The organism is Thiobacillus sp., from assembly GCA_024235835.1.
Taxonomy (GTDB): Bacteria; Pseudomonadota; Gammaproteobacteria; order Burkholderiales; family Thiobacillaceae; genus PFJX01.
This window is the reverse complement of the sequence record JACKLQ010000002.1, coordinates 815,724-834,816: the sequence shown is the minus strand read 5'-3', so window position 1 is coordinate 834,816 and position 19,093 is coordinate 815,724. Positions and strand designations below refer to the sequence as shown.

Here is a 19,093-nt window from a genome sequence, read left to right as displayed (position 1 = left end):
ATGACCACCCCCGGCTCCCCTGAGTCATCGGAGCCGCCCCCCCAGGGGGCCAGGAAACACTTGGGACGGCCCGACGTGTTCCCTGAGAAGGGAGCATTGCTGGCCTTCGACTTCGGCCTCCGCCGCATCGGCCTTGCCGTCGGCGACTGGGAAAGCCGCCTGGCCCACCCCCTGGAGGTCATCGACGCGGAAGACAACGAAACCCGTTTCGGTCGCATTGCCGCCCTCATCGCGGAATGGCGTCCCTCGGACCTGGTGGTGGGCCTGCCCCTTTCCATGGACGGGGGGGAGCATGAACTCACCCGCCGGGCCCGTCGCTTCGCCAACCAGCTCCACGGCCGCTTCGGCCTGCCCGTGATCCTTGTGGACGAGCGCCTGACCTCCTTCGACGCAGACCTGCGGCTGCGGGAGGCCGGTGTAAAGGGCAGGGCACGCAAGGGCCTGGACGATACCCTGGCGGCCCAGCAAATCCTGCAAGACCTATTGGACCAACCCCCGGGATCAAGCCGACAATGAACCTGCCCACTCCTGAACAACTCATCGATAAGCTCGTCGAGCAAATCTCGCCCGCCATTGGCCCGGAGGGTTGGCAAGACCAGGCCCTGGTGGGCATGCACACCGGCGGCGTCTGGGTCATGGAGGCCCTCATGGAACGACTGGGCCTCCAGGAAGTGGCCACCGGCACCCTGGACACCTCCTTCTACCGGGATGACTACACCCGTCGGGGCCTCCACGATGACGTGAAGCCGTCCCGCATCCCCTTCGACGTGGAGGGTCGGCGCATCCTGCTCATCGACGACGTGCTCAACACGGGCCGCAGTGTACGGGCCGCCATGAACCTGCTGTTCGACTACGGCCGCCCTGCCAGCATCCGCCTGGCCGTGCTGGTGGACCGGGGCGGCCGGGAACTGCCCGTCTGCGCGGACTACATCGGCCTGCGCCTGGACCTGCCCTCAAATTCTCACGTCAACCTGGCCCGCGACGAAGGAGGCCAGCTCTCCCTGGTTGTTTCCGAAAGGACGCCATGAGCCCTAACCTGCAGCTGACCGAAGACGGACGCCTGCGCCACCTGCTCACCCTGGATGGCCTGCCCGCCCGCATCCTGACCCAGATCCTGGACACCGCCGAATCCTTCATCTCCGTGGGGGACCGGGAAGTGAAGAAGGTGCCCCTGCTGCGGGGCAAGGCCATCTTCAACATCTTCTTCGAGAACTCCACCCGGACCCGCACCACCTTCGAGATCGCGGCCAAGCGCCTCTCTGCCGATGTGGTGAACCTGAACATCGGCGCCTCTTCCCAGAGTAAGGGCGAGACACTGCTGGATACGGTGGCCAACCTCTCCGCCATGCAGGCGGACATGTTCGTGGTGCGCCACTCCGCCGCCGGTGCCGCCCACCTCATCGCCCGCCACGTGGCGCCCCACATTTCCGTGGTCAACGCCGGCGACGGCCGCGCCGCCCACCCCACCCAGGGCCTGCTGGACATGTACACCCTGCGCCACTTCAAGGGCCCGTTCCACAACCTGCGGGTGGCCATCGTCGGCGACATCCTCCATTCCCGAGTGGCCCGCTCCCAGATCCATGCGCTCACCACCCTGGGCTGCCCCGAGGTGCGGGTAGTGGCCCCCCGCACCCTGCTGCCCCGGGACGTGGAAAGCATGGGGGTGCACGTATACGAGCGCATCGAGGAAGGCATCAGGGACGTGGACGCGGTGCTCATGTTGCGCCTGCAGAACGAACGCATGCAGGGCGCCCGCCTGCCCAGTTCCGGAGAGTTCTACAAGCGCTGGGGCCTGACGCCGGAGAAGCTCAAGTACGCGAAACCCGATGCCATCGTCATGCATCCGGGCCCCATGAACCGGGGGGTGGAGATCGACTCTGACGTGGCCGACGGCAAGCAGGCGGTGATCCTGCCCCAGGTCACCTTCGGCATCGCGGTCCGCATGGCGGTCATGAGTCTGCTGGGGGGAGGCCAGGCATGAAAGTTCATATCAGGAATGGTCGCGTCATCGACCCGGCCAGCGGCCTGGACCAGGTTCAGGACGTGTTCGTGGCGGCGGGCCACATCGTGGGCATGGGAAACGGTCCCGATGCAGGCCCAGCAGATTTCCACCCCAACCAGGTCATCGACGCCAGCGGCCTGGTGGTGTGCCCCGGCCTGGTGGACCTGGCGGTGCGCCTGCGGGAGCCCGGGGGCGAACACATGGCCACCCTGGAGTCCGAGATGCATGCCGCCGCCGCCGGGGGCATCACCTCCCTGGCCTGCCCGCCGGACACGGACCCGCCCCTGGACGAGCCCGGCCTCATCGACATGCTCAAGTTCCGCGCCAAGCACATGCCCGGCCCCCGGGTGTACCCCGTGGGCGCCCTCACCTGGAAGCTCCAGGGGGAACGCCTGACGGAGATGGCGGAACTGAACGAGGCGGGCTGCGTCGCCTTCACCCAGGCCAACGCCCGCATGGAAAACACCGAGGTCCTGCTGCGGGCCCTGGAATACGCCAAGACCTTCGATCTGCCCGTATGGCTGCGCCCCCAGGACGCCTTCATCGGCCGTGGCGGCGTGGCCCACGACGGCATCGTCTCGGCCCGCCTGGGCCTGCCCGCCATTCCCGTGCCGGCGGAGACCGTGGCTCTGTCCACCATCATCCTGCTGGTGCGCGAGACCAAGGCCCGGGTACACCTGTGCCGACTCTCCAGCCGGGCCGGCGTGGAAATGGTGCGCCGGGCCAAGCACGACGGCCTGCCCATCACCTGCGACGTGGGCATCCATCACGTGCACCTGTCGGAAATGGACACGGCGGACTTCAATTCCAACTGCCACCTGATCCCGCCCCTGCGCAGCCTGCGGGACCGGGACGCCCTGCGCCAGGGCCTGGCGGACGGCACCATCGACGCCATCTGCTCGGACCACGCCCCGGTGGACGAGGACAACAAGCAACTGCCCTTTCAGGAGAGCGAGGCGGGGGCCACGGGTGTGGAACTGCTGCTGCCCCTGACCCTGAAATGGGCTCGGGAGGCCGGCCTGCCCCTCAGCCAGGCCCTGGGCTACATCACCCACCGGTCGGCGGCCATCCTGGGGGTCCCCGGCGGCCACCTGGGTACCGGCGGACCGGCGGACCTGTGCCTGTTCGACCCGGAAGCCTGCTGGACCGTCACCATGAACAGCCTCACCAGCCTGGGCAAGAACAGCCCCTACCTGGGCCTGGAGGTCCAGGGCCGGGTGCGCTACACCCTCATCGACGGCCACCTGGACTACAAGCGGTAGCCCCGCGCTTGCCCCTCAACCGGCCCGCTTGAACTCCGGCGGGCCGGCTTCATATGATCCGTAATTGAACCCCTAGAAAGACCAAAGGATTCCCATGGGACAGTTTGCATACGACGTGGACGCCGGCAATTTCCAGAGCATCGTCATGGATGGCTCGCAACAGGTGCCGGTGGTGGTGGATTTCTGGGCCCCCTGGTGCGGCCCCTGCAAGTCCCTGAAGCCCATCCTGGAAAAGCTGGCGGAGGAATTCCAGGGCAGGTTCATCCTGGCCAAGGTGAACGCCGACGACAACCAGGAACTGGCGGCCCAGTTCGGCGTACGGGGCATTCCCGACGTGAAGGCCGTTTACCAGGGACGCATCGTGGACCAGTTCTCAGGTGCCCAGCCCGAGTCCGCCGTGCGGGAATTCCTGGCCCGCATCCTCCCCTCCCCCGCCGACGAGCTGCGGGCCAAGGCGGCAGAACTGCGGGCGGGGGGAGACCTGGCTGGCGCTCTGCAAATCCTGGGGGAAGCCTCCAAGCTGGACATGCAGAACGAGCATATCCGCATCGACGCCGCCGAGATTCTGCTGGAGCTGAACCAGTTGGACGAAGCGAAACGCCTCCTGGACAGCCTGGCCTCCGTGACCCAGATGGACGAGCGGGTGCAGCAGCTCCTGGCCCGCCTGAGCTTTGCCCACGGCGGCCAGGAGGGTGGCAACGAGCAGGAACTGCGGGACCGCATCGCCGCCCAGCCGGACGACATGGAGGCCCGCCTTGACCTGGCCAACCTGCTGGTGGCCCGGGGCCGCCACGGAGAAGGCCTGGACGAATTGCTGGAAATGGTGCGCCTGGACCGCGCCTGGAACGAGGAGGCGGCCCGCAAGCAGATTCTGGCCGTATTCAATCTGCTGGGTGGCCACCCCCTGGTCTCCGAATACCGCCGCAAGCTGGCCAGTGCACTGAACTGAGCCCCGGGGAAGGGTGGCGCAACCCCCCGTCACGGCCTAAGCTTCAGCGGTCGTCTGCGCGGGAGTCCAGGGTGCCCAGTTCCACATTGCGGCTAGACAAGCTGACCGAGCTGGCCGGTTTCGAGGTGACCGGCCAGTTCACCGACAACCTCTATCGCCTCACCTGCATCGTGGGCGACCTGATGTCCGCCCGGCGGGTATCCCTCATGTTGCTGGACACCGGCCCGGAAAAAACTACCCGCCTGCGCCTGGCGGCCCTTTATGGCGAACTGCCGGAGATGGCCTGGAAGGAGGAAGTGGCGCCGGGTCAGGGCATTGCCGGCCAGGTACTGGCCAGCGGCAAGTCCCTGCGGGTGACGCGCATCGAGCGCTCCGCCTGGAAACAGGCGGCCCGCCACGCCCAGGAAGGCGGCAGTTTCATGGCCTGCCCCGTACCCGTGGCCAGTGCCCCGGCAGGCGTGCTCAACATCAGTGGTCCCGTGGGGAGGTCCACCTTCAGCACCGCGGACCTGGCTTATGCCGAGCTCGCCGCCCTGCTGGTGGGGCGTGCCATCCAGATGGGACGCCTGGACCGGCTGCTGGATTCCCGCCTGGCCCAGATGGCCTTCACCCTGGAAGGCAGCCAGGACGCCTTCAACGTGGTCTCCCTGTCGGCCCACGAGCCGGACCGGGTGGCGGGCATGCTGGCCCGGGCCTTCTACCGGGAGATGCGTCATTGCGGCTTCTCGCCCAATCAGGTCATCCACGCGGCGGGGGAAATCCTTTCGGAACTTACCTCCAGCCTGAACCGTCACAAGCGGCGTATCCATCAAGGCAGCGAGCCTTCGGGCTAGGCCGGAAAGCCACTCATGAAACCTCATATCCTCGTTATTTGCCTGGCCTTGCTGGGGCCTGCCACCTGGGCTGCCGCGGATGCCCCCATCGACACTCCTGCCAACACCGCCGCCTCCCCCGGCGATGAAGTCCCGGGTCCGTCGCCCCAGGTGCAACGCTGGGCCGATCGATGCACGGATTTCACCACCAATGGCTGGGCCTTCAAGGCGCCCGCCAACTTCCTGCCCTGGCTGGAGGTGTTCAGCGAGCCAGGCATCTGGCTGGAATTCGCCCATCGGGGCCTGGACCCCCAAACCTATGTCCGGACTGCCGACAGCCTGCTGGAACCAGACATGGTGAAGAACTACCTGGAATGGACCGACCCCATCATCTACGAAAAGTGGGCCAACGCCCTGGCAGAGCCCCAGTTCGTCACGGCGATCAATGCAACCCTGTTCGACCCCGGGAAATTCATGCGCTGGGTGATGCTGCCCCTGGACCCCAAGCCCTGGAACATCCTGCTCACTGCCGCCAATCCGGAAACCTGGGGCAAATGGCTTACTGCCCCCCTGGACCCCAGGACCCAGGCCCTGTTCAACAAGGCGGCGGACCCCAACACACTGCTAAGACTCATCCAGGCATGGGAAGACCCGAACAACTTCCCGGGCCTGACCGTGTTCCAACCGGCATCCGCCTCGTCCTACGGCACGACGTCCCCCGCCACCCTTCGCAACTAGGGTCTGGCGAGATAGTCCCCCGCCAGTTTCACGTAGCCGTCCGCCAGATAGGCGAAGTAGTCCAGCTCTTCAGGCGTCAGGAGGCGCACCTGCTGGACCGGCCGGCCCAGATACAGCCAGCCGGATTGCAGCACCCGCCCCTCGGGCACCAGGCTGCCGGCTCCCAGCAATACCCGGGGCTCCAGCACCGCTTTGTCCATCACCAGGGCACCCATGCCGATGAGGCATTCGTCATGGATGGTGCAGCCATGCAGGATGACGCCGTGGCCCACGCTCACGTCCCGCCCTAGCACCAAAGACGCGCCATCAGGGTCGCTGGCTCTGCGGTGGCTGACATGGAGGATAGAGCCATCCTGGATGTTGCTGCGCGGACCGATGCGGATGCTGTTCACATCCCCCCGCACCACCACGTTGGGCCAGAGGGAGGCCTGGTCGCCGATCGCCACGTCGCCAATGACCGTGGCCGTGGGGTGGATGAACACCTCCCTGCCCAGTTGGGGAGTAAAGTCGCGGTAGCTTTCAATGGCCATGCAGACAGGCTCTGGAAAATTTGCGTAATGGCCGCAAGTATAGAAGCCAACCCCCTCACACCATGAAAACCATGAATCCCTTGCTCGACTTCTCCGGCCTGCCCCGTTACGCCGAAATCAAACCCGAACACGTCACACCCGCAGTGGATGAGTTGCTGACCGAGAACCGTGCCCTGGTGGCCCGCCTGACGGCTGGGGATGTGGCCCCCGCCTGGGCCAGTTTCGTGCAACCCCTGGAGGACGCCAACGAACGCCTGTCCCGGGCCTGGGGCCAGGTTTCCCACCTGCACTCGGTGCTGGACAGCCCGGAACTGCGGGAGGTGTACAACGCCAACCTGCCCAAGATCACCCAGTACTACGCCGAACTTGGCCAGCACGAGGGCCTGTTCCGCCAGTTCAAGGCCCTGGCCGCCAGTGCGGAAGCCACCAGCCTGAACACAGCGAGAAAGAAGATCCTGGACAACGAACTGCGGGATTTCCGCCTGGGCGGCGCTGAACTGCCGGAGGACAAGAAACCCCGCTTCATGGAAATCCAGGAGGAACTGGCCAAGCTGTCCGCCAAGTTCGAGGAGAACCTGCTGGATGCCACCAAGGCCTGGTCCAAGCTCATCGAGGACGAGGCGGAACTGGAAGGCTTGCCGGCGGATGCCAAGGCCATGTTCGCCGAAATGGCCGAGGCGGACGGCAAGGCCGGCTGGAAACTGAACCTCCAGGCCCCCTCATTCCTGCCCGTCATGCAGTTCTGTTCCAACCGGGCATTGCGGGAAGAGATGTACCGGGCCTATGTCACCCGGGCCTCGGAATTCGGCCCGCCAGAACTGGACAACACGGACCTCATCCGCCGCATCCTGGAACTGCGCCAGGAAGCCGCCAGGATGCTGGGTTTCCACACCTACGCCCAGGTATCCCTGGAACCCAAGATGGCGGAAACCCCCCAGGAGGTCTTGGCCTTCCTGGAAAACCTGGCCACCCGGGCCAAGCCCTACGGCGAGAAGGACATGGCCGAGCTACGGGCCTTTGCCGCTGCCGAGCTGGGCCTGGCGGACCTCCAGGCCTGGGACACGGCCTACGCCAGCGAGAAGCTGCGGGAGGCCCGTTACGCCTATTCCGAAACCGAGGTGAAGCAGTACTTCCAGGAACCCAAGGTGCTGGCGGGCCTGTTCCGGGTCATCGAGACCCTGTACGGCCTGGAAATCCGCGAAGACCAGGCGCCCGTGTGGCATGAGGACGTGCAGTTCTTTGCCCTGAAAGACAAGCAGGGACAACTCATCGGCCAGTTTTACCTGGACCTCCACGCCCGGGACACCAAGCGGGGCGGCGCCTGGATGGACGATGCCATCACCCGTAGGCGAAAGGAAACTGGCATCCAGACCCCGGTGGCCTATCTGAACTGCAACAACAGCCGCAGCGTGGGCGGCAAGCCGGCCCTGCTCACCCATGACGACGTCATCACCCTGTTCCACGAGTTCGGCCACGGCCTGCACCACCTCCTCACCAAAGTGGAGGATCTGGGCGTGTCCGGCATCAACGGGGTGGAATGGGACGCGGTGGAACTGCCCAGCCAGTTCATGGAGAACTTCTGCTGGGAGTGGGACGTGGTGCGCCACATGACCGCCCACATCGACACCGGCGAGCAGATGCCCAAGGCTCTGTTCGACAAGCTGCTTGCCGCCAAGAACTTCCAGGCGGGCATGCAGACCCTGCGCCAGATCGAGTTCGCCCTGTTCGACATGCACCTCCACCACGACCTGCCCCCGGGCAAGACCGCCCTGGAGTTGCTGAACGAGATCCGCGCCCGGGTGGCCGTGGTGATCCCGCCGGCCTACAACCGCTTCCCCAACAACTTCTCCCACATCTTCGCCGGCGGCTACGCAGCGGGCTATTACAGCTACAAGTGGGCGGAGGTGCTTTCTGCGGACGCCTACAGCCTGTTCGAGGAGAATGGCCAGGTCGGCGGCGTGCTGAACCCGGAGATCGGCCACCGCTTCTGGAGCGAGATCCTGGCCCAGGGCGGCGCCCGGCCGGCCATCGAGTCCTTCAAGGCTTTCCGGGGCCGGGAGCCCACCATAGACGCCCTGCTGCGGCACAACGGCATGAGCTGACCCCCCGTCGCCAGGAGCGATGGCCCCCCCGCGCTTGTGCGTTGAGTAACGCGGCTTCTAGAATCTGGAACAAACACTCGGGAGAACCGTGATGATCAGGGCCGCATCAATACTGTTTTTTGCTGTCACAAGCATCGCCCAGGCCGCCGAGGTCTACCGCTGGGTGGACCCTGCCGGTGGCGTGCATTACACCGATCGCCCCCCTGCATCTACCGTGAAGCAGGTAAAGACCCTGTCCGGCAAGGGCAACGTCGTGGAGGTGGACAAGGAGTCCTTCGAGACCAAGATGGCCCGGGAGAAGAGCCCCGTGATCCTCTACGGCGGCGAATGCGGCATCCTGTGCGACGAAGCGCGGTCATTCCTGAACCAGCGTGGCATTCCCTACCAGCACAAGGACCCCTCCAAGGAGCCCGAATATGCCGTGGAGGTCAAGAAGCTGACGGGCGCCCTGCATGTGCCGGTGCTGGTTGTGGGCAAGGCCCACCAGAAGGGATTCGAAGCCTCTTCCTGGGGCAGCATGCTGGACGCCGCGGGCTACCCCAAGGCGCCATTGATCCCACCCAAACCGTGACACTGGAGTTCTAATGCATCGCCTCGCCGGCTGGCTGGGGCATGGCGGCCATGAGGCCGCCCTCGCCCTGGAGGACATGCTTGCCCCGTGCAGCGTCGCCCGTCCCCGACATGTATTGACCGACAACGGCCTGGGCCTGGCCGCCAGCCTTTCCGTGGCCAGGGAGGGCAGCCTGGTGGCGGCCATCAGCGGCCGTCCGTTCATGGTAGGCGAAGCGCCCTCCCCCGCCGGGAACCTGCTGCGGCTTTGGCGCCAGCATGGCAAGGAAACGCCGAAGCACGTCCACGGCAATTTCAGCCTGGCCATCCTGGACCTGGCGGACCAGAGTGCATTCCTGGCCCTGGACCGCATCGGCGCGGAAAAGCTGGCCTATGCAGCCACCCCGGAGGGCCTGGTGTTCGCCAGCCAGGCGGACATGGTGGCCAGCCACCCGGCAGCGGGCAGGGATCTGGACCCCCAAGGCCTGTTCAATTTCATCTATTTCTTCCAGGTGCCAGCGCCGGGCAGCGTGTTCAAGGGCGTGAGGAAACTGCTGCCGGCCCAATGGATGCAATGGCGCAAAGGCCAGGTCAGCACGGGCTACTACTGGGCCCTGGAGTACCAGGATGAGCCACGAGATGATTTTGATGCCCAGTCCAAGCGGTTCCACACCCTGCTGCGGCAGGGCGTGGAACGCGCCTGGGGCCAGGACAACGTGGCGGCCTTCCTCTCGGGCGGTACCGACAGTTCCACCGTCAGCGGCGTACTCAAGGAAATATCCGGCCAGGGACGCACCTATTCCATCGGCTTCGATGCCGGCGGCTTCGACGAGATGGAATACGCCCGCATCGCTGCCAAGCGCTTCGGCCTGGACTCCAGGGAGTACTACCTGCAGCAGGCGGATGTGCTGGATGCCATTCCCCTCATAGCCCGGCATTACGACGAACCCTTCGCCAACGAATCGGCCGTACCCACATATTTCTGTGCCCGACTGGCCGCCGCGGACGGGTACAGGGTCATGCTGGCCGGGGACGGGGGCGACGAAATCTTCGGCGGCAACGAACGCTATGCCAAGCAAAAGGTGTTCGAGGCTTACCACCTGCTGCCCACACCCCTGCGCAAGACCCTCATCGAGCCCCTGGCCCATTTTCCGGGCCTGTCTGCCCTGGCACCCTTCCGCAAGGCCCAGAGCTATATCCGCCAGGCCAACGTCCCCCTGCCGGAACGCATGGAGTCCTACAACTTCATCTACCGGCAGCCCCTGGGTGAAATGTTCGCGCCGGACTTCCTCGCCAGCGTCGACACGGGGCAGCCCGCAGCCTGGCTGAAGGAGGTTTATGACCGTGCGGACAGCGATTCCTTCATCAACCGCATGCTGCACCTGGACCTGAAGTTCACCCTGGCGGACAACGACCTGCGCAAGGTGGGGGGCATGACCGAGGCGGCCGGCATCGAGGTGCGCTACCCCTTGCTGGACGATGCCATGGTGGACTTCTCCGGCGAAGTCCCCCCGGACTGGAAGGTCAAGGGACAATACCTGCGCTGGTTCTTCAAGAAGGCCCTGACGGGCTTCCTGCCCGACGAGATCATCAACAAGAGCAAGCACGGCTTCGGCCTGCCCTTCGGCCTGTGGGCAAAGGACTATGCCCCCCTGCGGGAACGGGTTGAGGCCCGCTTCGATGCCTTCAAGGGTCGGGGCATCCTGCAACCCGCGTATGTGGACCATATTCGCCGGGAACACATGTCAGGCCACGCCACCTATTTCGGGCGCATGGTATGGCAGATCCTGATCCTGGAAGAGTGGCTGGAAGCCCGCGGCATTTAGTCCTCCCCAGGCCCGGGCTGCACAAAGCCTGCCCCCAGAGGGGTCAAGTAAACTCGGGACGACCCTTCGTTTTCTTGAGTAGCCTCAAGGACTCAGCAAGGACTCCAGGCGAGCCAGGTTGGGCGCCCAGGTGTAACTGGTGGCCACCAGTTTTCTTGCCGCTGAACCGATATCGCGGGATTCGGCGGAGTCACGAATCAGGCGCAGCACCAAGTCTGCCTGGGCCTGGGCATCCTCCGCAACGCAAACCTCCTGGCCGGGCTGGGCTGCGATGCCTTCCAGGGCCTGGGGCGTGGCCACCACCGCCTTGCCCATGGCCATGCCCTCCAGGACCTTGTTCTGGATGCCCCGGGCGATGCGCAGGGGGGCCACCACGACGACTGCGTGGGCCAGGTAGGGCCGCACGTCCGGCACCCTGCCCGTGACGACGACGTCCTCTCCAGCCAGGGCCTGGACGGCATTGCCGGGGCGGCTGCCCACAACATAGAAGCGTGCCCGGGGAACCTCCTTGCGCACCCGGGGCAGCACTTCCCTGGCAAACCAGGTTACCGCATCCACATTGGGCCAGTAGTCCATGGCGCCAGTGAATACCAGTGGGATGCAATCCGCTGGAAACGGGCTTTCGTAGGGACGCTCCGCCGAAAAAAAGTCCGTATCGACGCCATTGTTGAAGTGCCCCACCTTCGTGGCCGACTCCGGGGCCATGGCGCTAAAGTCCCGGGCCTCGGCCTGGGACACGAACAGGCAGGCATCGAAGGCCGAGGCCACCGCACGTTCCCACTCCAGCAGCTTGCGCCCTTCCCGGGCATACAGCCAGGACATGGGCCAGGACTTGGTGGGGGCGTACTGGCGCCATTTGTCCGAGTCGATGTCGACGAAGTCCATGACTCGCTTGACTCCCTGGACGTCCATGACGAACTGGGCCATGGCCGAGGAATACACGACGATGGCGTCGATGCCGTCCTTGAGCTTGGCCTGCACCCAGCGCTCCAGCACAGCGTCGCGGTAATAGGGTAGGGTCAGGGCCTCGCCGGACACGAGCCCCGCCAGGGAACGTAGCTTGCCGGAACGGGGGTGAAGGGGTCGCAGGCAGGTGTCCGCGCAAGCGCCCCGTAGCACCTCCACATGGGACCAGTCGGCCGGGTCGTCCACGAAGGCCCCCAGATGCACCCGCCAGTGCGTGGCCAGGTGGCGCAGCATGTGCCAGGAACGGATCTTGTCGCCCTTGTCGGGCGGATAGGGGATGCGGTGGACCAGGAAGAGCAGATCGCCACACATGGCCATGGCTAACCCAGGTTGCGGACGATGTAGGGTCCCAGGAAATTGGCCACTGGCCGGGGCAGGCGCTGCCAGGCCTGGATGAACAACTGGTACTTGGGATTGTTGGGATTGTTCTCTGGCAGCTTGCGGGCCGTGACCAGCTTGTAGCCGTAGTGCAGGGCCTGAGGTTCAAAGCCCCAGTTGCGCTTGAAATCGTAGGGCCCGGTATCCAGCTTGCTGCGGCCGTAATCGAATACCCGGATGCCCCGCTCGCAGGCGCGCCGCATCAGTTCCCAGTACTTGAAATCGTTGGCCGCTAGCCCCCGGGCGGACTCGGTATCGCCGGCATAGTAGGGAAGCACTTCGTCGCGGAAGTAGAAGGACAGGACGCCGCTGATCACCTCCCCGCCGGGACCACGTACGAGTTGCACCTCGCAGTCTGGTCCGAACACTTCCCGCAACAGCAGGAAGAAGCGCTTGGGCAGCACCGGGGTGCCATGGCGATGCACGTTGTCGGAGAAAACGCTGTAGAAGGCGTCCACGCCCTCCTCCAGTTCCGAGGTCAGGCCGTTCTTGATGCCTTTTCTCACCATGGCCCTTTGCTTGCGTGGAATGGCCAGCATGTTTTTTTCCACTTCCGGGTCCAGGACCTTGCGGAAAGTGACATAGAGGTCTGTGCCAGGCCAGTCAGGATGGGCGCGGGCATCCCGGTCCCGGTATTCCAGATGCCCCACCCCCAGGTCCTGGGCCAGCGCCTGTGCATGTTGGTCCAGGGCCTCCCTGGCTTCAGGCGTGGCAGCGATGATCCCGCCATAGACACAGAAGGGCGTGGAGATGAGGCTGTGGCCAAAAAGGCGGCTATCGATCTCCGCCAAAGGCAGGACGCCTTCCACCTTTCCATCCCGCTCTGCCAGGAGAAAATGGGTGCGATGGCCGAAGGCTCGCTCCAGCACCTTTTTCCAACCGATGCGGTGGAAGAAGGTGGCGTCGGGTTCCGCCAGGACAAAGGCGTCCCAGGCAGCGGCATCCTCCGGCCTGGCGACACGTACGCCCATGCTCATCGGGAAAGCTCTGCTGCGTATACCTGATCGGCCCGGCCCCAGCGAAAATCCCTACACAGGCGCGCCAGCTTGGCCTCCATGCGAGACAGGTTCACATAGTGCCGGAAGCGGCTTTTAAGGGGGGCCCCCGGTATGCGGGGCTGGCCGGGATCCACTTCCCAGGGATGAAAATAGAACATGGCGGATCTGTTGTCCTGTTCGTTCACCCGATTGATGAGCCAGCGGGACAGGGCATAGGGCATGAGCCGGAAGTAGCCTCCCCCGGCCGCAGGCAGGTTACGCCCTCTCCAGTCCACCGTGGTGGGGGGGACCTCCAACAGGCTTGGGCAGCGTTCGGGGCGGTAAGGAAACCGGGGGGCGTCCGGCATGCCGTAGTGGTCGTGGGCGATGGGGTAGATGCTGGAACTGTATTGGTGCCCCGTGTCAGCCAGCACATCCAGGGCCCACATATTGCGATGGCTGATGGAAAAGCTCGGGGCCCGATAGCCCCGCACCTGGACACCGCCGATGTCCTCCAGCAGGCCCTTGGCCCGGGTCACGTCATGTCGGAACTCGGCTTCGCTGAGGTGGCTCGCACGCTGGTGGCCATACCCATGGCTGGCCAGTTCATGGCCACTGCTGACGATGTCCCGCACGACCTTGGGATAACGCTCGGCGACCCAGCCCAGGGTAAAAAATGTGGCCTTCACGCCATGGCGGTCGAACAGGGTCAGGATGCGTTCCACATTGGCTTCCGCGCGGCATGGCCATTTGTCCCAGTCGTCCCGGGCGATGGTGTGCTCGAAGGCGCCGACCTGGAAGTAATCCTCCACGTCCACGCTCATGACATTGGTGATCTGCTTGGCTTCCATGCCGTGGGTCAGCAGGCCTGCAGGGGCGCGTGCGTCAATCGCTTTCCTGGCCGGATGTGACGGTGTAGAGCACCTTGCGGACCATGGGTACCAGTCGGTTCAGGGTCCGTTCCATGGCCTCCAGACGCAGATCGATCTCCTCTGAAACTGGCCCATGCCCAGGGACCAGCGCCACCGTGTCACTCGATCTGGTGCGGGGTTCCGCATGGTGCACAGGAAACTGATGATGGACTTCCTGCTGCAGGTCTCCGATTACTTCCTGGACGGCCGAGGAATCCAGGTGTTTCCTTTCTTCCAGGTAACCGAACAGCATGAGCCGGTCACACAGGGTGTTTACGCGGCGGGGCACGCCACCCGTGAACTGGAAGATGCTGTCGAAGGCATCTTCCGAGAAGGAGGGCTCACCCTGCCACCCCACCGTGGTCAGTCGGTGCATGATGTATTGCACCGTTTCGGCCCGGTCCAGGGGTCCCAGGTGGTAGGAAGCGATGACGCGTTGCCGCAGCTGCAACATCTCCGGACTCTGGATGGTGTCACGGAACTCGGGCTGGCCCAGGAGGAAGCTCTGTAGCAGCGGCTTGTCGCCCTCGTGGAAGTTGGACAGCATGCGCAGTTCCTCCACGGCGCGAGGGTCCAGGTTCTGGGCTTCGTCCACGATCAGGAGCGGGCGCCGGTTCTGGCGCACGGCCAGGCGCAGGTAGTCCTCCAATGCCTTCAACAGCGATGACTTGGAAATCCCCTCCGCCTGCAAGCCGAAGGCCAGGGCCACGCTGCGCAGGGTATCGTCTGCACCCAGCTGGGTGCTCACCAGTTCGGCAATCAGGAAATTTCCGTTTTCCAGCTTGCGCAACAGGCTCTTGACCAGCATGGTCTTGCCTGCACCCACGTCCCCGGTAATGACGATGAAACCTTCCCCCAGTGAAAGGCCATATTCGAGATAGGCAAAGGCCCGCTTGTGTCCCCGGCTGGCGAAGAAGAAGCGCGGGTCAGGGTTTAGCTGGAAAGGCTTGTCGCGGAGGTGGTAGTAGCTCTCGTACATGGTCAGAAGCTCATGTTAAGTCGGGCAGCCACAGAATTTTCCGCATAGTCGCCAGCAGGCTGGTTGGATTGGCGTTCCTGGTGGCGAACTTCCAGGCTGCCGGTGAGTTTCTTCTGGAACTGATGGCTCGCCACCAGGCCGATGTTCCACAGGTCGTCCTGTCGATTGCCCAGCGTGGCCCCGCTCGACTCCACCTGAGTGAGGCCGGTTGTCAGGGTGTACGTGGTCCTGGGCACAGGCTTGTAGGACCAGGAAGCCTGCAGGCCGTGGGTGGTGTCACCACCGCCAGTACCCTGCAATTCCCTTTCATTGCTATAAACGCTCAACGTCCAGGTGTTCCTGCGCAGGTTATAGCTCACCGCGCCCGCCAGGTTCTTGGACAGGTAAGTCTGGTTGACCTGCACCTGGCCAACGAGGGCCACCGTGCGGATGTAGGTACAACCTGCGGCGGCGGGCGGCTGCTCACCCGGCAGGTAGTACTCCAGGCCCGTGGCGCAGGAATATTCGTCCAGGTTGCCGAAGTAGCCGAGGTATTGCTGCTGGGAGGTGGTCAGGTCATCCTGATATCGCAGGGTCCAGTTCGATTGCCGTGTACGGTGGGCAAGGCCCAGGGAATAACTCCGTCCGTAAGCCCTCTTGCCGGCGGAGGCGTTGACGGTGGTCCGCAGGGTGGGCCTGGCAGTGACGTTGCCACTCAGGAAATTGCCATTGTCGGAGGCGTTGTAATACACGTCCGCCGAGAATCGCCGGCTTGGGCTGTAGGACACGCCCAAGCCGTAATAGGAATAGTCCCGCACAGACGCTGCCGCGCCGGTGTAGTCGTTCTTTTCCACGCCTGCCTGGGCCAGCACGCTGTATTTCCTGCTCAACTGATATCGCGCAGTCAGCGCACCACGCTCACTGCTGCTGTCCGCCGCCAAAGCCGAGTTGCTGTTAGTGTTATCCGTCATGCTGTAGCTGGCGCTCCAACTCAGCGGATAGAACTTGTTTCCGCTGACCGCATTGAGCACATAGCGGGTCGTTTCCGTATCCGTCACTCCAGCATCGCCGACAAACACCCCATCCCGGGCCACCCGCGCCTCGACGGTGGCGATGGACCCGAACCTGTGTTTCATGTAGGGGCTCAGGGAATAAGCTCCCACTGCAGTGGTATTGCCTATGCCCACGGGATCTCCCAATCCCACGCCACCCCCCAGGCTGTTGAGTTCATGGGATATGCGCGCCGTGGCATCCAGGAAAAACCACTCCTCCACCAATTCAGCGTTAGCTCTCCCGTTCAGGTTGTGCCGCAGTTTGTTCCTGCTGGTGTCGTCCGCATACAGCAGCCCCTGCAGGCTGTAGTCCGCGTTGACCTTGAGACGGGCTCCGTTCCGCTGGGCTGAAATACGGGGAGCCACTTCCGTGATCCATTCATCCCGTTCCAGGCCCGCGGCACTCAACTGGACGTTGTCCGAGTAGCGTTCCGAGAGTGAAATCCCGGAGGAAAATTTCCAGTCCGCCGCCCAAGCCGTGACAGGCAAAAGGAGGCAAAGCAGGAATATGGAGCCTCTACTGCTTGCCGTACTCGCCATAACTTCCGTATCCGTAGCCGTAGCCGTAGCCATAGCCGTAACCGTAATAGTCACCCCCCATGGAACGCACAGGTGCCTTGTTCAGTATCAGACCGACGGAGGGGTGCTCCGCGATATGGGAAAGGGCCTCGCGAATCGCTTCCTGGGGGGTACGCTCCGCCTCCACCACGAAAACCACCTGCCCCATGTAGCTAGCCAGAACCGAGGCCTCGCTGGTGGACAGCAGCGGGGGGGTGTCAAAGATCACGATACGGTCCGGGTAGCGTGTGGAAATGTCATGCACAAAGGAACGCATGGCGGAACTGGCCAGCAATTCCGTGCCGTGGGCGATGCCCCGGCCTGATGGCAGGACTGTCAGCTTGGCGACGTCGGTTTTGATGAGCACGTCCGACAAGGGAATGGACGGGTCCAGGAGCACGTCGATCAGCCCCCTGTCCCCCTGCAATCCCAGGTATTTCATGATCGCGGTCTTGGTCACGTCCGCATCCACCAGCAGCACCGTGTTTTCCATCTCGGTCGCCATGCTGATCGCCAGGTTGATGGCCGTGAAAGACTTGCCCTCGCCGGGAACGGAACTGGTCACCATGATCATGTTGCCGTTGGGCAGCGGGGGGGTATCGCCCTGCCCGAAGGCATTGACCAGGATGGGGCGCTTGATGAGCCGATATTCCTCGGCAATCTTGCTGCGGCCGCCCTCCGGCGTGAGCACCCCCATCTGTTTCAAACGTGCGAGGTTGACCGAACCCTGCTGGCTGAGAATGGTCGGCGGACCGTCTTCATCTGCGCGATGGTGCGGCACGCGGGGCATAGCCGCATCCCGGGGAAGATCACCAAATGACGCCTCCACCTTGTCAATGGACGACTCGATCAGATTGCGGTCGACCGCTTCCCGTGGATGGGCCGGTGGCGGCTGGGTGGCGCCGGGGGATTGGGGAATTTTCCCAGCCGCACGCTCGATAATGCTCATGTCATCTCCTTGTCAGGCGGCCTGAGAGACAAACAGGTAATAGACCATCTGTGCCAGATAGGCGCCAAACAACCCTGCTGCAGCAATTGCGTAGAGCAGGTTCGCGCGCCGCGCCCGTTGGCGTAACGCCCCCGTCTCCACGCGGGTCACCATACCCAGCAACGGGTACTCGGTAAGTTCCCTGAGTTGGCGGCGGCTTTCCACGGTAGGCCTTAACTGCCCCAGCAGGAAAGCGAGGGCAATCCCCACTCCAAAACCGCCGAGGGGGACCACGGACACCAGCAATGGCCGGTTCGGCGAGGCCGGCTTGTTCGGTACCCGGGGGGGGTCCACGACACGGAACTCGACAGTGTCCGTCTTGCTTTCGACTTCGCTGGAGATGGCCACTGTTTCACGGCGTGCCAGCAATTGGGCATAGTTGCTCTTGAGCACCCCGTAATCCCGGGTCAGCTGGGTGAATTCGTTCTCGATCTGGGGAATACGATCCACCGCCTGCAGCAAGCCAGCCCGTTTCTTCTGCATTTGCGCCACGCGTGCCTTCAGGGACGCCGCGTTGGCGTCCGCTTCCGCGATGGCGATGGTCAACTGCTGGTAGATCGGATTCTGGGCCTTCAGCGCGGCCTGACTCTGGCCTTGGGCAGGCTTCTGTTCCTGCTCCTTCTGCTCCTGGATGCGCGCAATCAACTGCTTGGTACGCGCGATTTCCGGATGCAGATCAGTGTAACGCAGACGCAGATTGTCCAACTGGTTCTGCAGTGCGGTGATCCTGCCATCCAGGGCGGAGGTCGTTGGCGTCACCACCTGGTTCGGGGCAGTCACGGTTTCCTCCTGGTCCTGCAACTGGGACTCCAACTGGTTCTTGCGGTTCAGCGCCTCATCCAAGGCCAGATTGGCCTGTTCCAGGGCCAGGTTTATTTCACCCACCTTGGAATAGTAGTCCCCCCCTTGGCCAGGCATGGTGCCCACGTTGCGGCGCTTGAATTCCTCGATCGCCTTTTCTTTCTCCAGCAACTTGGCCTCGTAGCTTTTTAGCTGATCGTCGATGAACTTCTGGCTGCTGGACAAATCCTTGCGCGTACCGCCCAGGCTGCTTTCGGTGAAGATGGTCAACAACGATTGCACAACCCGCTTGGCCAAGTCCGGACTGGCATGCAGATAGCCGATGGTGTAAAGGTTTTCGTTGCCAGCGCCCTGTAACGAAATACGAGATTCCATATCCCGGTAGAGGGCTTCCTGTTCCTTTGGAGTTTTTGCGCGCAGGTCCAGGTCCGTCATGCGAGCCACTTTTTCCAGATTGGGCCGGCTCATCAAGGTTCTGGTCATCATGGATACCTGCTGGCCCACATTGGGCTGGACCGCCAGGCCTGACAGTAGAGGCCTGAGCAAGGACTGGGTGTCCACGTACACGCGTGCCCGGGCTTGGTACTGGTTCTCCAGGAAGTAAACCCACACCCAGCCAGTGATCGCCACCAGCCACGCCACAACCAACACCAGCAAGCGCCTGCGCCATATCCCGCGCAAGTAGCCCAGGATTTGTTCGATGGCCTCGTTCATCCCGCGTCTTCCCTCTTCTG

18 protein-coding genes are annotated in these 19,093 nt (G+C 63.8%); 10 read left to right on the top strand and 8 right to left on the bottom strand.

The annotated features are described in order from the left end of the window. The 7 genes from ruvX to H6935_12125 all read left to right on the top strand — a co-directional run bounded on the left by ruvX (position 1) and on the right by H6935_12125 (position 5,763). Positions 1–516, top strand: coding sequence for a Holliday junction resolvase RuvX (gene ruvX, locus H6935_12155; GenBank protein ID MCP5279098.1), 516 nt, complete (start codon positions 1–3; stop codon positions 514–516). Next, the gene (gene pyrR, locus H6935_12150) at positions 513–1,028 is read left to right on the top strand and encodes a bifunctional pyr operon transcriptional regulator/uracil phosphoribosyltransferase PyrR (GenBank protein ID MCP5279097.1); all 516 of its coding nucleotides are present in this window, start codon (positions 513–515) and stop codon (positions 1,026–1,028) included. The genes ruvX and pyrR overlap by 4 nt, the downstream gene beginning before the upstream one ends. Beyond that, on the top strand, positions 1,025–1,981 hold the full coding sequence (locus tag H6935_12145) for an aspartate carbamoyltransferase catalytic subunit (GenBank protein MCP5279096.1): 957 nt from the start codon (positions 1,025–1,027) through the stop codon (positions 1,979–1,981). Before pyrR ends, H6935_12145 begins: the two co-directional genes overlap by 4 nt. After that, complete coding sequence (locus H6935_12140) at positions 1,978–3,264, top strand: dihydroorotase (GenBank protein MCP5279095.1); 1,287 nt, start codon at positions 1,978–1,980, stop codon at positions 3,262–3,264. The genes H6935_12145 and H6935_12140 overlap by 4 nt, the downstream gene beginning before the upstream one ends. 94 nt (positions 3,265–3,358) lie before the next feature. Next, positions 3,359–4,213, top strand: a complete 855-nt coding sequence (locus H6935_12135; protein ID MCP5279094.1) for a co-chaperone YbbN — start codon at positions 3,359–3,361, stop codon at positions 4,211–4,213. A 71-nt stretch (positions 4,214–4,284) separates the two neighbouring features. Next, positions 4,285–5,046 (top strand): GAF domain-containing protein, encoded by a 762-nt coding sequence (locus H6935_12130; GenBank protein ID MCP5279093.1) that lies wholly within the window; start codon positions 4,285–4,287, stop codon positions 5,044–5,046. A 15-nt stretch (positions 5,047–5,061) separates the two neighbouring features. After that, positions 5,062–5,763: a hypothetical protein gene (locus H6935_12125; GenBank protein MCP5279092.1), complete on the top strand. Its 702-nt coding sequence runs from the start codon at positions 5,062–5,064 to the stop codon at positions 5,761–5,763. Here the strand turns inward: H6935_12125 and H6935_12120 are convergent. After that, positions 5,760–6,293 carry a gamma carbonic anhydrase family protein gene (locus H6935_12120; protein MCP5279091.1) on the bottom strand — a complete coding sequence of 178 codons (534 nt, stop codon included), beginning with the start codon at positions 6,291–6,293 and terminating at the stop codon, positions 5,760–5,762. The genes H6935_12125 and H6935_12120 overlap by 4 nt on opposite strands. Before the next feature lie 71 nt (positions 6,294–6,364). Here H6935_12120 and H6935_12115 point away from each other — a divergent pair, with 71 nt between their 5' ends. The 3 genes from H6935_12115 to H6935_12105 all read left to right on the top strand — a co-directional run bounded on the left by H6935_12115 (position 6,365) and on the right by H6935_12105 (position 10,770). Then, entirely contained in the window at positions 6,365–8,395 is a 2,031-nt protein-coding gene (locus H6935_12115) for a M3 family metallopeptidase (GenBank protein MCP5279090.1), read from the top strand. A gap of 91 nt (positions 8,396–8,486) precedes the next feature. Then, positions 8,487–8,966, top strand: coding sequence for a glutaredoxin family protein (locus tag H6935_12110; protein MCP5279089.1), 480 nt, complete (start codon positions 8,487–8,489; stop codon positions 8,964–8,966). 13 nt (positions 8,967–8,979) lie between these two features. Next, positions 8,980–10,770 (top strand): asparagine synthase, encoded by a 1,791-nt coding sequence (locus H6935_12105; protein ID MCP5279088.1) that lies wholly within the window; start codon positions 8,980–8,982, stop codon positions 10,768–10,770. 84 nt (positions 10,771–10,854) lie between these two features. On the opposite strand, the gene H6935_12100 is transcribed toward H6935_12105, so the two are convergent. From H6935_12100 to H6935_12070, 7 genes are read right to left on the bottom strand one after another with little or no spacing between them, the layout of a single operon-like run. After that, on the bottom strand, positions 10,855–12,048 hold the full coding sequence (locus tag H6935_12100) for a TIGR03087 family PEP-CTERM/XrtA system glycosyltransferase (GenBank protein MCP5279087.1): 1,194 nt from the start codon (positions 12,046–12,048) through the stop codon (positions 10,855–10,857). Between the two features lie 8 nt (positions 12,049–12,056). Then, positions 12,057–13,091 (bottom strand): FemAB family PEP-CTERM system-associated protein, encoded by a 1,035-nt coding sequence (locus tag H6935_12095; GenBank protein MCP5279086.1) that lies wholly within the window; start codon positions 13,089–13,091, stop codon positions 12,057–12,059. Further along, positions 13,088–13,942, bottom strand: coding sequence for a DUF3473 domain-containing protein (locus tag H6935_12090; GenBank protein ID MCP5279085.1), 855 nt, complete (start codon positions 13,940–13,942; stop codon positions 13,088–13,090). Before H6935_12090 ends, H6935_12095 begins: the two co-directional genes overlap by 4 nt. A gap of 34 nt (positions 13,943–13,976) precedes the next feature. Beyond that, a complete protein-coding gene (locus tag H6935_12085; GenBank protein ID MCP5279084.1) occupies positions 13,977–14,981 on the bottom strand; it encodes an AAA family ATPase in 1,005 nt (334 codons plus the stop codon). Between the two features lie 2 nt (positions 14,982–14,983). Continuing rightward, entirely contained in the window at positions 14,984–16,501 is a 1,518-nt protein-coding gene (locus H6935_12080; GenBank protein ID MCP5279083.1) for a TIGR03016 family PEP-CTERM system-associated outer membrane protein, read from the bottom strand. Between the two features lie 28 nt (positions 16,502–16,529). Further along, positions 16,530–17,519 carry a tyrosine-protein kinase family protein gene (locus H6935_12075; protein MCP5279082.1) on the bottom strand — a complete coding sequence of 330 codons (990 nt, stop codon included), beginning with the start codon at positions 17,517–17,519 and terminating at the stop codon, positions 16,530–16,532. Positions 17,520–17,531: 12 nt separating this feature from the next. Continuing rightward, positions 17,532–19,073: a chain length-determining protein gene (locus H6935_12070; GenBank protein MCP5279081.1), complete on the bottom strand. Its 1,542-nt coding sequence runs from the start codon at positions 19,071–19,073 to the stop codon at positions 17,532–17,534. Positions 19,074–19,093 lie beyond the last annotated feature (20 nt).

Coding starts and splice junctions, on each gene's coding strand:
- ruvX (MCP5279098.1), top strand. CDS start 1: ATGACCACCCCCGGCTCCCCTGAGTCATCGGAGCCGCCCCCCCAGGGG.
- pyrR (MCP5279097.1), top strand. CDS start 513: ATGAACCTGCCCACTCCTGAACAACTCATCGATAAGCTCGTCGAGCAA.
- H6935_12145 (MCP5279096.1), top strand. CDS start 1,025: ATGAGCCCTAACCTGCAGCTGACCGAAGACGGACGCCTGCGCCACCTG.
- H6935_12140 (MCP5279095.1), top strand. CDS start 1,978: ATGAAAGTTCATATCAGGAATGGTCGCGTCATCGACCCGGCCAGCGGC.
- H6935_12135 (MCP5279094.1), top strand. CDS start 3,359: ATGGGACAGTTTGCATACGACGTGGACGCCGGCAATTTCCAGAGCATC.
- H6935_12125 (MCP5279092.1), top strand. CDS start 5,062: ATGAAACCTCATATCCTCGTTATTTGCCTGGCCTTGCTGGGGCCTGCC.
- H6935_12120 (MCP5279091.1), bottom strand. CDS start 6,293: ATGGCCATTGAAAGCTACCGCGACTTTACTCCCCAACTGGGCAGGGAG.
- H6935_12115 (MCP5279090.1), top strand. CDS start 6,365: ATGAATCCCTTGCTCGACTTCTCCGGCCTGCCCCGTTACGCCGAAATC.
- H6935_12110 (MCP5279089.1), top strand. CDS start 8,487: ATGATCAGGGCCGCATCAATACTGTTTTTTGCTGTCACAAGCATCGCC.
- H6935_12105 (MCP5279088.1), top strand. CDS start 8,980: ATGCATCGCCTCGCCGGCTGGCTGGGGCATGGCGGCCATGAGGCCGCC.
- H6935_12100 (MCP5279087.1), bottom strand. CDS start 12,048: ATGTGTGGCGATCTGCTCTTCCTGGTCCACCGCATCCCCTATCCGCCC.
- H6935_12095 (MCP5279086.1), bottom strand. CDS start 13,091: ATGAGCATGGGCGTACGTGTCGCCAGGCCGGAGGATGCCGCTGCCTGG.
- H6935_12090 (MCP5279085.1), bottom strand. CDS start 13,942: ATGGAAGCCAAGCAGATCACCAATGTCATGAGCGTGGACGTGGAGGAT.
- H6935_12085 (MCP5279084.1), bottom strand. CDS start 14,981: ATGTACGAGAGCTACTACCACCTCCGCGACAAGCCTTTCCAGCTAAAC.
- H6935_12075 (MCP5279082.1), bottom strand. CDS start 17,519: ATGAGCATTATCGAGCGTGCGGCTGGGAAAATTCCCCAATCCCCCGGC.
- H6935_12070 (MCP5279081.1), bottom strand. CDS start 19,073: ATGAACGAGGCCATCGAACAAATCCTGGGCTACTTGCGCGGGATATGG.